Raw genomic sequence first — 12,242 nt, 5'->3', positions numbered from 1 at the left:
GGTTCTCCTTGGTAGCTCTCGGAACGGGAAGCGACGTCGTCGAGGTAAGGGATGCCTTACCTGTGGGCCCAGAATTACGCTACATGTTAGTTGCGTAAAGTCAAAACCCCTGGTCAGATGCATGCATGACCACAGCGTCGGACGGGTGCACCCCATCTGCACGAACTCTCAGGAGCACCGGGGAACAAACTCGGTGCACCTTTCGTCGTACTGGGTGTACCGCTCGGCACGGGCCGCGTGGGACGTCGGTCGTCGCCGACGATCGGGCTCCTCCACCCCCTCGGAGTTCGCGAACGGCAGACGCAGCGGACCACGTCGCAGCACAGGCGCGCGCCGTCACCCCCCCCTCGACGGTGGGTCCGTCCGAGCGGCCGCTTCGGCGGGGCCGCCGCGCCGACCACCTTCCCGGCCGACGCGGCGGCCAACCCGACGCACTCCCGCACCGAATGCCCACCCACCAGCGGGAAGCCAAACCGCCGTCGGGGCGTTGACGCATCCCGCGTACCCTGGGAGCCGGAAGGAGGGGCCATGACCCCGAACAAGATCATCAAGACCGATGCCGAGTGGCGCGCCAAGCTCAGCGACATCGAGTTCCAAGTGCTCCGTGAGGCGGCAACCGAACGGCCCTGGACCGGCGAGCTGCTCGAGGAGAAGCGCCCCGGCACGTTCAGCTGCAAGGCCTGCGGCGCGACCCTGTTCCGTTCGGACACCAAGTTCGACTCGCACTGCGGCTGGCCATCCTTCTTCGACCCGGCCGAGTCCGACGCCGTCACGCTTCACGAGGACACCACCCACGGCATGATCCGCACCGAGGTGCGCTGCGCGGCGTGCGACTCGCACCTGGGGCACGTCTTCCCCGACGCGCCGCAGACCCCCACCGGCGACCGCTACTGCATCAACTCCGTGAGCCTGGACTTCACCGAGGACCCCGCACCCGGCGAGTCCGCCGAGTTCGGATCCTCGGACGGGGATCTCTGAGTGGCTGAGCCGCGCTTCAGGCGTCCCGCCATGCTCGACATGGAGGAGGCCGAGCAGATCGAGGGGGACATCGATCCCGCCGATCGCGCACTCATCGCGCACGAGACCGCGGCCGCGATGGTCGCCCAGGCGCGCGAGGCGAAGGACCCGGAGCTCGTCGCGCGCCTCGTGCGTCTCGTGGACGAGGAGGGCATCGACACCGTCGCGATGCTCTGGTCCAAGGCCGAGCCGCACACGCTGCCCGGCGCGCTCTGGCGCCTCTACATGCTGCGCGAGTGGGTCAAGCACGACGCCGACGCGGTGGCCCGGTCGTATCACCAGGGCGTCCACGCGGCGCACGTGCGGCACGCCATCGCCGGCGTCGAGGACCCTCCCGGACCTGAAGAGGTGAGGCGCCTCGCCGATGCGATCCTCAGCGGCGTCTACGCGGGCGACCTGGCCGTCGCGCTCGAGCGCGCGGGCGCCTTCTGTCGCGTGGTGGCCACCGGCACCGCGTTCGAGGCCGAGTCCGACGCGGGCCACGCCGATGCGCGAGCCCACCAGACCACGCTGCGTGCCGCCCAGCTGCTACGCACGGGCGAGGACCTCGAGCGGTGCGCGCCCATGTGGCGCGAGGGTCGGCTCGACTAGACAGCCACGGGCCCGCTACGCCTCCGTGTGGGGGCGCGCGTGTGACCGGTGCACGAATGAGTGGAACGTCACGGGGTCGCTGACGCCCGTCGGAAGCTCGGAGCGCTTGCCGTCGGCTCGCATGCCGTCGAGCGTCAGCAGCGTGAGCCGCAGCAGCGATTCGCGCTCCACGCCCACGGGCCGATCGACGAGGCTGCCCGTCGTGAAGACTGCGAGCGCGACGTCACCCGGAACCACGTCCTCGCGCAGGACTCCCGACTCCTTCGCCTCGGCGAGGATCGCCTCGAGCTGGGCGAGCATGGGACGCGCGGGCGCGTACTCCGGATCGATGTCATACATGTGCCGCATCACGGCGCGCAGCCCCGGCGTGTCCGCGACGGCGAACATCGACTCGACCACGAACGCTTCGAGGCGCTCCCACGCTGTCGCCGCCTCGGGAGGATCGATGATCCGGGCTGAGAGATCCGCGACCGCGCGGTCGTAGAGCGCGCGGATCAGGTGCTCGCGCGTGGGGAAGTGACGGTAGGCGGTGCCTGCGCCGACGCCGGCGGCTGCGGCGAGGTCGTTCACGGAGATCTGGGCGTCGCGACTGCCGAGTAGCTCGAAGGCCGCGACGATCAGGCGCTCGTGATTGGCGACGGCGTCCTTGCGGGGTCGACGTGTTCCGGTCATCACGTCAGTGTAAGAGGCGTGGCTTGGCTGCCACAGGAGGTCGTCGTTCGCAGATCGCGGAACGATGTCGCCACTCCAGCGCATCGCGGTTACCCTGGAGAGGACGCCGGACCGCGGTAGCCCCGGGCTCCAAATCCAGCCGCCTCGAGCGGCCTTCGCGCCGACTGGCGCTCCCGGTCCGGTGTCGCTCCTCGTGAACTGAAGCCCGGCGTCGGGCGCGCTAGAGGGGAACCTGAAGCCCGTGCGACTCGATCGCGACCACCCGCGGGCCCGACTCCGTCGACAGCACGTGCGCGACCAGCACGCCACCCGCGGGCAGGTACGGGTTCGAGCGGGGCAGTGCACCGCGCGTGTAGCTGCGGATCGCGGCCCGCACCATCTCGATGATGGTCGGCAGCGTGGGGCGGTGCACGCACACGAGTCGTGCCCGTTCGGAGTGCAGCAGCTTCTCCAGCCTGCGTGCGGTGCGCAAGGGGTGCTCGGCATGACCGGGCTCCGTGAGCTCGTCGTACGTCTTGATGGGGATGCCTGAGGCCTCGGCGAAGGGCCTCACCGTGGCGAGGCATCGCTCGGCGGGCGAGGACGTGATGCGCGTGACGCCGAAGGCTGCGAAGAGCGGCACGAGCTGCTGCGCGCGCTCCATCCCCTGCTTGGTGATGGGTCGCTTCAGATCCGAGCGCTTCCACGCCTTGCGCCGACGGGCGCGCGCATGCCGCGCGAGCACGAACGCGTGCGTGTCGAGCCGGCCGTTCTCGTACGCGTCCACCAGCACCTCGAGAGGGCGAAGGTCGTCACGGAACGTGATCCGTGCACGGGCCTGCTCTACGGTGAGCCACTCCATGCGGTCGATCTCGTGCTTCGCGGCGGGCTTCACCTCGGGGCGCGCCGCGACCGCGCGCGACTTCACGGGAGCCACCTGGGCCGCCCAGTACTTGACGACCTTCGTCTTGTCGCCCGCGATCGGGTACCTGAGCGTGGGGAGGGGCTGCCCCAGGATCACCTGCTTGCGCGTCTCCTCCGCGACCTCGCGGATCGCGCAGTGCGGCAGCGTCTCACCGGGGTCGAGCTTGCCCTTGGGCCACGACCAATCGTCGTAGCGGGGGCGGTGCACGGCGAGCACCTGCAGCGCGCCGTCGCGCTCGCGCCACACGAGCGCACCGGCGGCGACGACGGTGCCCGGCGGGTACCGCTTCACTTGCCGCGCTGGCGCCGCTTCGGCTGGCGCTCGATGTAGGTGGCCTGCAGGTCCGTGAGCGCGGCGCCATCGGCGTCGACGCGCAGGGCGCGCCACGCGCCGTCGTCGCCGAGCTCCCATGCGGCGGTCTCGTCCGCCATCGCGAGGTCGATGTTCTCGACGAGGTTCGCGACCTGCTGCTCCTCCGTGATCTTCACGAGCGCCTCGATCCGCCGGTCGAGGTTGCGGTGCATGAGGTCGGCCGAGCCGATGAACACCTCGGGCTCTCCGCCGCCGGCGAAGGCGTAGATGCGCGAGTGCTCGAGGAAGCGTCCCAGGATGGACCGCACGCGGATGTTCTCGCTCAGTCCCTCGACCCCGGGGCGCAGCGCGCAGATGCCGCGCACCACGAGGTCCACCTTCACGCCCGCGCGCGAGGCGCGGTACAGCGCGTCGATGGTCTGCTCGTCGACGATCGAGTTGACCTTGATCTTGACCCAGGCCTCCTCGCCGTTGCGGGCGCGCTCCGCCTCGGCCTCGATGCGCTCGATCAGCCCCGCGCGCACGCCCGTGGGCGCGACGATGAGGCGGCGGAACTTGGCCTTGGGGGCGTAGCCGGAGAGCTGGTTGAACAGCTTGGTGAGGTCCGCGCCCACGTCGGGGTCCTTGGTGAGCAGCCCGTAGTCCTCGTACAGGCGCGCGGTCTTGGGGTGATAGTTGCCCGTGCCGATGTGGCAGTAGCGGTGCAGGCCGTCGTCCTCCTGGCGCACCACGAGGGACAGCTTGCAGTGCGTCTTGAGGCCCACGAGTCCGTACACGACGTGCACGCCGGCCTCCTCGAGCTTGCGGGCCCATGAGATGTTGCGCTGTTCGTCGAAGCGCGCCTTGATCTCCACGAGCGCGAGCACCTGCTTGCCGTTGCGCGCGGCCTCGATCAGGGCGTCGACGATGGGGCTGTCGCCCGAGGTGCGGTACAGCGTCTGCTTGATCGCGAGCACCTTGGGATCCATCGCGGCCTGCGCGAGGAAGGCCTGCACCGACGTCGAGAACGAGTCGTACGGGTGGTGCAGCAGCACGTCCGAGCGGCTGATCGCCGCGAACGTGTTCTGCTCCTCCGCGGTCTCGACGGGTGCGAGCTTGTGGTGCGTGGTGGGCCGGAAGGCGGGGAACTGCAGCTTGGGGCGGTCGAGGTCAGCGATGACGTTGAGACCCGTGAGGTCCAGCGGCGCGGGCAGGTGGAACACGTCCGCCTCGGTGATGCCCAGCTCGCGGACCAGGAGCTCGCGGATGCCCGGGGGCAGGTTGTCGGCGACCTCGAGCCTCACGGCGGGTCCGAAGCGGCGGCGCAGCAGCTCGCGCTCCATGGCCTTGAGGAGGTTCTCGGCGTCGTCCTCCTCGACCTCGACGTCCTCGTTGCGGGTGACGCGGAACGTGTAGTGGTTCGCGATCTCCATGCCGGGGAACAGGTAGTCGAGGTGCGCGGCGATGACGTCCTCGAGCGGCACGAAGCTGCGCGGCTCGTCGTCCAGGCTCGAGGCGTCGGTCACCTGGGAGGCGCGGCCCTCGACGTCCACGGACAGGAAGCGCGGCAACGTCTCCGGCACCTTGACTCGCGCGAAGTAGTCCTTGCCCGTGTCGGGATCCTTGATCTGCACGGCGAGGTTGAGCGACAGGCCGGAGATGTACGGGAACGGGTGCGCGGGGTCCACCGCGAGCGGGGTGAGCACGGGGAAGATGTCGGACCTGTAGAGCTTGCGCAGGCGGTTCTGCTCGGCGTCGCCCAGCTCGTCGTAGCGCACCAGGTGGATGCCCTCGCGCGCGAGCTCGGGGCGCACGATCTCCTCGAAGACCTCGGCGTGCTCGTCCATGAGCTGGTGCGCACGGTCGGTCAGCTGCTCCACCAGGCGCGTGGGGCTCATGCCGGTGGCGGACGGCACCGCGAACCCGGCCGCGATGCGGCGCTTGAGGCCCGCGACGCGAACCATGAAGAACTCGTCCAGGTTCGAGGCGAAGATCGCGAGGAAGCGCGCTCGCTCGAGCAGCGGCGTGGCCGGATCCTCGGCGAGCTGCAGCACGCGCTGGTTGAACGCGAGCCAGCTGAGCTCGCGGTCCAGGAAGCGGTCGTCGGGCAGGTCCGAGGCATGATCGAGCTCGACCGTGGGCACCGCCATCGTCTCGTCGGAGACGACGGGCGGCGGCGACTGGGGGTCGGGCGCGGGCTGCGGTGCAGCCTCGGTCACATCGATGCTGTCCGGCATGGTCCCCATCGTGGCACGCCGGGCCCCGCGAGGCGACCCCCGTGTGCACGGTTTACCTGCCCGTCACCGGCGGCGCGGCTTGTCCATGCCCGACGCCGGGGCGAGCCGGGTGCGTGCCTCGCCGCAGCGTCGGGCTGGCTTCTCATCCCCGCGAACGATGCACCGCCATGCGGAGCAGGACTAGAAAGGAGGGAGAAGCAGCACCGGCTGCATGACGAAGGAGTGGCGATGGCGCCCGCACCGATCGAGATCGACTCACTGACCAAGCGCTTCGGGGACGTGGTCGCCGTGGACGACGTGACCTTCGAGATCGAGCGGGGGGAGATCTTCGGGTTCCTCGGGCCCAACGGAGCCGGCAAGTCGACGACGATCCGCTGCCTGCTGGACCTCATCCGTCCCACCTCGGGCTCGTGTCGCGTGCTCGGCCTCGACTCGCGCAAGGATGCCGTCGAGATTCGCCGTCACCTGGGCTTCCTCCCCTCGGACCTCGCGCTGTACCCCAACCTCACGGGCCGCCAGACCCTCGAGTTCCTCGCGCACCTGCGCGGAGGCGTGGACTGGACGTGGGTCGACGCGCTCGCCGACCGGCTGGACGCGGACCTCACGCGTCGCGTCGCCGAGTACTCCTCAGGAAACCGGCAGAAGGTCGGCATCATCCAGGCGTTCATGAACAGGCCCGAGGTGGTCGTGCTCGACGAGCCCATCACGGGTCTCGACCCCCTCGTGCAGCTCGAGTTCCACGGTCTGCTGCGCGAGCATGCAGCCGAGGGGAACACGGTGTTCCTCTCCTCGCACACGCTGTCCGAGGTGGAGCGCGTCACGGACCGCGTCGCGTTCATCCGCCGCGGCCGCCTCGTCGCGGTCGAAAGCATGGACGACCTGCGGGACAAGGCGGTGCGCCGACTGCGGCTCGAGTTCGCGGCGCCCGTCGAGGCCGAGGCGTTCCTCGCTGTGGAGGGCGTGCACGAGGCCACGGCCGACGGCGCGACCCTCACCGTCCAGTACGAGGGATCCATGGCACCGCTGCTGCGCGCCGCGACCGAGCGCGACGTCATCTCCGTCGAGTCCGGGTCGATCGACCTCGATGAGATGTTCCTCGAGTTCTACCGCGACGAGGTCCAGGCCTGATGCTCGCCACCCTCTACCTCAAGTCGGTCCGCGACCGCTGGCTGGGCGCGCTCATCGGCTCCGCGTCGCTCGCCGCGGTGGCGCTGCTGAGCATGTGGGCGTACTCGGGCATCGGCGACGAGGTCGTCCAGTTCTTCGACCAGATGCCCGAGTTCTACACCACCGCGCTGGGGCTCAGCTCCGACGGCGGGGTCGCCTCGCTGATGCTGTCAATGATGCTCAACTTCCTGGGCCCGTTCGTCATCGCAGGCATCGCCGTCTCCATCGGCGCCGCCGCCATCGCGGGCGAGGAGCGCACCGGCACCGTCAACATCCTCGCGACCGTGCCGCGCTCTCGCCGCCGCGTGCTGTGGTCCAAGACTGCGGCGCTGCTGAGCATCATGGTCGGCGTCGCGGTGCTGAGCTGGGCTGCGTACGCGTTCTCCGTGGTCGTGTTCGGCGAGGACCTCTCCTCGGTGAACATCGCCGCCGCTTCCGTGCACGTGCTCGCCGTCGCGCTGCTGTTCGGAGCGCTCGCGCTGCTCCTGAGCGCAGCCACGGGCCAGCAGGCGCTCGCCTCCGGCGCCGCCACGGGACTGCTGATCCTCTCGTTCCTGATCTCCGGCATCGTGCCGCTGATCGACGGCTGGCAGGACTGGGCGAAGATCTCGCCCTGGTACTACATCAACGACGGCGAGCCGCTTGCGAACGGCGTGCAGTGGGGGCCAGTGCTCGTAATCCTCGCGATCGCGGTCGCCATGATCGGAGCCTCGTTCGCGCTGCTCGACGCGCGTGACCTCAAGTCGGGCGAGGGGCGTCTGCCGCTTCTCGAGCGGCTCGTTGCGGACCCACGCGTGAGCAAGGCGACCGCGCTGCTGCGCGGCCGTTCGAGCGCGCGGGGCATCCTCGGCATCTCGCTCAGCGACGGCCGCGCCGTGCTGACGGTCGCCGGCGGCGGCCTGTTCATGATGCTGCTGTTCCTCGGCGTGCTCTTCAACGCCATCAACGACTTCGTCGGCGAGTTCGTGGACGTGTTCCCCGACTCGATCATGGCGATGGTCGGCTACGCCGACTACACGACGCCCGAGGGCTGGTACACCGGCGAGGCGCTCAGCATCGTCGCTCCAGTCGCGATCGCGGTCGTGACCATCACTATGGGCGCCAGTCTCGCCGTCGAGGAGCGCACGCGCCGCGCGTCCGTCCTGTTCGCGAATCCGGTCTCGCGTTCGAGCGTCGCATGGCGCAAGTTCGCCGCGATGCTGGTGATGTCGGCGGCAGTCGGCGTGCTCGCCTTCGGCGGCATGGCGCTCGGCAATCTGCTCGGCGGGCTCGGCATGGACTGGGGCAACATCGCGGGCGCCTCGCTGCTGCTCACGCTGCTCGGCACGACGCTCGGCGCGGTCGCGTTCGCGGCGGGCGCGGCGACGGGCAGTCCCGCCGTCGCCCAGGGCGCCGCGATCGGCTACGCGATCGTCGGGTGGGCCGTCGCGTCGTACGCGGGCTTCGCCACGGCGCTGGAGACGTGGGCCAAGCTCTCCGCGTTCCACTACTATGCGACGCCCACTCCGCTCGAGCACGGCCTCTCGTGGGCGAACGTCGGCGTGCTCGCCACGGCGACGCTCGTGCTCGGCGCGGTCGGCGTGATGCTCCACCGCTCACGCGACCTCAAGGGCTGACCGATATCCCTTCTGTGAGAAAAGTCCCGTGAGGGTGACGGCGCGTCCCGCGCGCCGTTAGGGTGGGCGCAGAATTCGAAGGAGCACCGCTGTGAACAAGTTCTCGGGGGCCGAGAAGGTCCTGGTCCTGCTGATCCTTGTCTTCGCCGCGCTCGCGGCCGTGCTCGGCGTGATCTGGGCCGGAGCAGCAGTGTGGGACGTGGCGACCGCGCCCGACCCCTACCAGCCCGACCCGGTGCCGACCCTTCCCGCAGACTTCGTGATGCCCGAGGGCTTCTCCACGGACGCGCCCGCGGTCGACCCGTCCGCCGACCCGTCGGCCGAGCCCACCACCGAGGCAGAGGCGACCGAGGAGCCCGCCGAGGGCTGATCCCCGCGGGGCCGCAGCGTCGCTCGTCCGTAGCGAGACCCGACCCCGGCGTCGGGCGCGTGAACGCTACGAGACGGTGATCTCGACCTCCATGCCCTGCGCGCGGTGGTTGCCCACCGAGCAGTAGATCGTGTAGGTGCCCGGCTCGAGAGTGACCGTCACCGAATCGGTCTCGCCCGGTCCGATCACGGCGGTGCCGTCGTCAAGGCCCTCGCCCTCGATGCGCAGGTCGTGCTGCATGGAGCCGACGTTGGAGAAGTCGAACGTATAGGTGCCGGCAGCGATCTCGGTCGAGCCCAAGTCGTAGCCGAACTCGAAGCCCGTGACGGGCATCGTCATGACCTCCTCGTCGCCGTCGACCGTGGTCGTCTCCTCGGTGTCGGTACCCACCTCGGAGTCGAGCGGCGTGCCCGCCTCGGACGAGCAGCCTCCGAGTGCGAGGCCCGCGGCGGCGCCGAGGGCGACCGCCCTCATCGTGGTGCGCTGGACGACGGACATGCGGTGCGTTGCGTTCATGGTGCCTCCCCTTGTATCCATGCCTGCCGGCGTTGTCCCTCGAGGGGTCAACGGCTGAACGCGCGGATGCGTTGCGCGGTGGGCGGCGTCAGGGGCGCGGGGTAGCGTGGGCGGCATGCCGACGACGCCCTTCGATTCCCTTGACGACTACATCGCGATTCCCCGGGTGGAGGGCCTTGCGCTCTCGCCCGACGGCACCCGCGCCGCTCTCACGGTCGCGACGCTCGACGCGGAGAAGACCTCGTACGAGCGTGCGGTGTGGGAGGTGCCTTCCGACGGGACTGGGACGCCGCGTCGGATGACGCGCTCCGCCAAGGGCGAGTCCGGCGCGGCCTACCTCCCCGACGGGTCGCTTCTGTTCGTCTCCGCCCGCCCCGGCGCCGGCGACGACGAGACGGCACAGCTGTGGGTGCTGCCCGCGGCCGGAGGCGAGGCGAGGCCGGTGACGGCGCTGCCCGGGGGAGTGGGCGGCATCGTCGCGGTCGCGACCGACGCGCCGACGGTTGTCATCTCGGCATCGCTGATGCGCTCCGCGAACACGCTCGAGGACGATGCCCGCATCCGCGCCGATCGCAAGAAGCGCAAGGTCGCGGCGATCCTCCACGAGGCGTACCCCGTGCGTCACTGGGATCACGACCTCGGTCCCGACGAGCCGCACCTGCTCGCCCTCGACCTGGGCGCGCTGCCCGCCGAGACCCCTGGCGGCGACCGCGCCTCGGACGCGCCCAAGGACGGCCCCGCGCCCTACCCGACGTGGCTGCCACGCCCCGTGGACCTCACGCCCTCCCCGGGCCGCGCCGCGGACCTCGACGGCGCCGCGATCACGCCCGGCGGTACGACCCTGATCGCCTCGATGCAGACCAGCGAGGGGCGGGGCTCGCGCCACCGCCTCGTATCCATCGACGTCGCGACCGGCGCGCACACGGTGCTGTTCGACGAGCCGCGCGTGGACCACGTGGTGCCCGCGATCAGCGCCGACGGCAGCGTGCTCGCACATCTGCGCATGCCCAAGGCTGACCCGACCGGCCCCACTCAGCAGGAGATCTGGATCTCCGCGCTCGACGGCTCGGGCGCGCGCCGTATCGCCCAGGACTGGGACCGCTGGCCCGGCGAACTCGCATTCACGCCCGACGGCACCGCGCTCATCACCGCGACCGACTCCGACGGCCGCGCACCTGTGTTCCGCATCCCGCTCGACGACTCCGGCGTGGTCGCGCTCACGAGCGACGACTTCGCGTACTCCGCGGTCGCGGTGGACCGCACCTCGGGAGACCTCGTGGCGCTGCGGTCCTCGTACCTCGCCCCGGCGCACCCCGTGCGCGTCGCGCCCGACGCAGAGATCACCGAGCTCGCGACGCCCGCCCCCGCGCCGGCCGTGCCCGGGACGCTCAACGAGATCTCGACGGCCGCCGAGGACGGGTCGCCCGTACGCGCGTGGCTGGTGCTGCCCGAGGGAGCGTCCGCCGACAGCCCTGCGCCGCTGCTGCTGTGGATCCATGGGGGGCCGCTCGGCTCGTGGAACGCCTGGTCGTGGCGCTGGAACCCGCTGCTGGCGGCGTCTCGCGGCTACGCGGTCCTGCTGCCCGACCCTGCGCTGTCCACCGGGTATGGGCTCGACTTCATCGCTCGCGGGTGGAACGCGTGGGGAGACAAGCCGTTCACGGACCTCATGTCCATCACCGACGCGGCCGTCGCCCGGGACGACATCGACGAGTCCCGCACGGCCGCGATGGGAGGCTCGTTCGGCGGCTACATGGCCAACTGGGTCGCGGGCCACACCGACCGGTTCAAGGCGATCGTCACGCACGCGAGCCTGTGGGCGATGGACCAGTTCGGGCCCACCACGGACCACGCCGAGTACTGGCAGACGATCTTCACGCCCGAGGCGGCGCTCGAGTGCTCGCCGCATCGGTTCGTCGACGACATCGTCACCCCGATGCTCGTCATCCACGGCGACAAGGACTACCGCGTGCCAATCGGCGAGGGTCTGCGCCTGTGGGCCGAGCTGTCCGAGCGGTTCATGGGCGAGGACGGCACGATGCCGCACCGCTTCCTGTACTTCCCGGACGAGAACCACTGGATCCTGAAGCCTCAGCACGCGGTCGTCTGGTACGAGACCGTGTTCGCCTTCCTCGACCAGCACGTGCGGCACCAGATGCCGTCGCGGCCGGAGATCCTCGGGTAGGCGAGTGAGCCGGCGCGAGATCTTCTGGGCGCTGCTGCCGGGTGTCGCGCTTGCTGCGCTCGGGGTGTGGGCGTTCGCCGAGCTGCTCGAGGGTTTGCTCGAGCAAGAGGACCTGTACGTCGCAGACCAGCCGCTGGTCGACTGGCTCGTGGCTCATCGGGTCCCCTGGCTCACCGCGCTCCTCACGGCAGTCACGAACGCCTTCGGTCCGGTGATCCTGCCGATCCTGGTGGGTCTCGGCTGCCTGATCTGGTGGTGGCGTACTCGCCGCTGGCGCGAACCCGCGCTGCTGGTCGGCGCGATGGCGCTGTCCACGCTCATCGCCGTCATCGTGAAGGCGATCATCGAGCGGCCCCGGCCGGACGAGTCGCTCCAGGTGATCCCCGGTCTCGAGACGTCGTTCTCGTTCCCCTCCGGTCACACGACAGGTGCGGCGACGTTGGTGCTCGTGCTCGGCTACCTGCTGTTGCGCCGGCGCTGGAGCCGTCGGTCATTCCTCGTGTGGCTCAGTGTCTCGGCGCTGGTCGTGCTGCTCGTCGGCGGCTCGCGCCTGTATCTCGGCTACCACTTCCTCACGGATGTGGCGGCCGGCGCATGCCTGGGCGTCATCGCGCTCGGCGCCGTGGTGACGGTCGACCGCTGGCTGGATCTGCGCGAGTCGAGCCGCCTGGCCTGA

At 70.3% G+C, this 12,242-nt stretch carries 11 protein-coding genes; 7 read left to right on the top strand and 4 right to left on the bottom strand.

Translation table 11 applies throughout. The features are described from left to right. The first annotated feature begins 528 nt into the window (after window positions 1-528). Together msrB and B7K21_RS10040 are read left to right on the top strand one after the other, a co-directional pair. Entirely contained in the window at window positions 529-978 is a 450-nt protein-coding gene (gene msrB, locus B7K21_RS10045) for a peptide-methionine (R)-S-oxide reductase MsrB (RefSeq protein WP_084075291.1), read from the top strand. Beyond that, complete coding sequence (locus B7K21_RS10040; protein ID WP_307155815.1) at window positions 979-1,608, top strand: hypothetical protein; 630 nt, start codon at window positions 979-981, stop codon at window positions 1,606-1,608. It abuts the gene before it with no gap. Between the two features lie 15 nt (window positions 1,609-1,623). Here B7K21_RS10040 and B7K21_RS10035 read toward each other — a convergent pair whose 3' ends face one another. From B7K21_RS10035 to B7K21_RS10025, 3 genes are all read right to left on the bottom strand, one after another. Beyond that, window positions 1,624-2,280: a TetR/AcrR family transcriptional regulator gene (locus B7K21_RS10035; protein ID WP_159448482.1), complete on the bottom strand. Its 657-nt coding sequence runs from the start codon at window positions 2,278-2,280 to the stop codon at window positions 1,624-1,626. Between the two features lie 220 nt (window positions 2,281-2,500). Further along, entirely contained in the window at window positions 2,501-3,475 is a 975-nt protein-coding gene (locus B7K21_RS10030) for an NUDIX hydrolase (protein WP_084075288.1), read from the bottom strand. Then, window positions 3,472-5,712 carry an RNA degradosome polyphosphate kinase gene (locus B7K21_RS10025; protein WP_200806287.1) on the bottom strand — a complete coding sequence of 747 codons (2,241 nt, stop codon included), beginning with the start codon at window positions 5,710-5,712 and terminating at the stop codon, window positions 3,472-3,474. The genes B7K21_RS10030 and B7K21_RS10025 overlap by 4 nt, the downstream gene beginning before the upstream one ends. Window positions 5,713-5,940: 228 nt before the next feature. On the opposite strand from B7K21_RS10025, the gene B7K21_RS10020 reads away from it, so the two are divergent. The 3 genes from B7K21_RS10020 (at window position 5,941) to B7K21_RS10010 (ending at window position 8,865) form a co-directional block, all read left to right on the top strand. Then, window positions 5,941-6,840 (top strand): ABC transporter ATP-binding protein, encoded by a 900-nt coding sequence (locus tag B7K21_RS10020; protein ID WP_084075286.1) that lies wholly within the window; start codon window positions 5,941-5,943, stop codon window positions 6,838-6,840. Continuing rightward, complete coding sequence (locus tag B7K21_RS10015; protein ID WP_084075285.1) at window positions 6,840-8,495, top strand: ABC transporter permease subunit; 1,656 nt, start codon at window positions 6,840-6,842, stop codon at window positions 8,493-8,495. Before B7K21_RS10020 ends, B7K21_RS10015 begins: the two co-directional genes overlap by 1 nt. A gap of 91 nt (window positions 8,496-8,586) precedes the next feature. Beyond that, window positions 8,587-8,865 (top strand): hypothetical protein, encoded by a 279-nt coding sequence (locus B7K21_RS10010; protein ID WP_084075284.1) that lies wholly within the window; start codon window positions 8,587-8,589, stop codon window positions 8,863-8,865. A gap of 66 nt (window positions 8,866-8,931) precedes the next feature. On the opposite strand, the gene B7K21_RS10005 is transcribed toward B7K21_RS10010, so the two are convergent. Then, window positions 8,932-9,381, bottom strand: coding sequence for a plastocyanin/azurin family copper-binding protein (locus B7K21_RS10005; RefSeq protein ID WP_159448481.1), 450 nt, complete (start codon window positions 9,379-9,381; stop codon window positions 8,932-8,934). A 115-nt stretch (window positions 9,382-9,496) separates the two neighbouring features. On the opposite strand from B7K21_RS10005, the gene B7K21_RS10000 reads away from it, so the two are divergent. Together B7K21_RS10000 and B7K21_RS09995 are read left to right on the top strand one after the other, a co-directional pair. Beyond that, entirely contained in the window at window positions 9,497-11,566 is a 2,070-nt protein-coding gene (locus B7K21_RS10000; protein WP_084075488.1) for an alpha/beta fold hydrolase, read from the top strand. Between the two features lie 4 nt (window positions 11,567-11,570). Next, on the top strand, window positions 11,571-12,242 hold the full coding sequence (locus tag B7K21_RS09995) for a phosphatase PAP2 family protein (protein ID WP_084075282.1): 672 nt from the start codon (window positions 11,571-11,573) through the stop codon (window positions 12,240-12,242).

The organism is Demequina sp. NBRC 110052 (assembly GCF_002090075.1).
In the GTDB taxonomy this organism is placed as follows: domain Bacteria; phylum Actinomycetota; class Actinomycetes; order Actinomycetales; family Demequinaceae; genus Demequina.
This window is presented reverse-complemented; position numbering and strand designations above follow the sequence as displayed.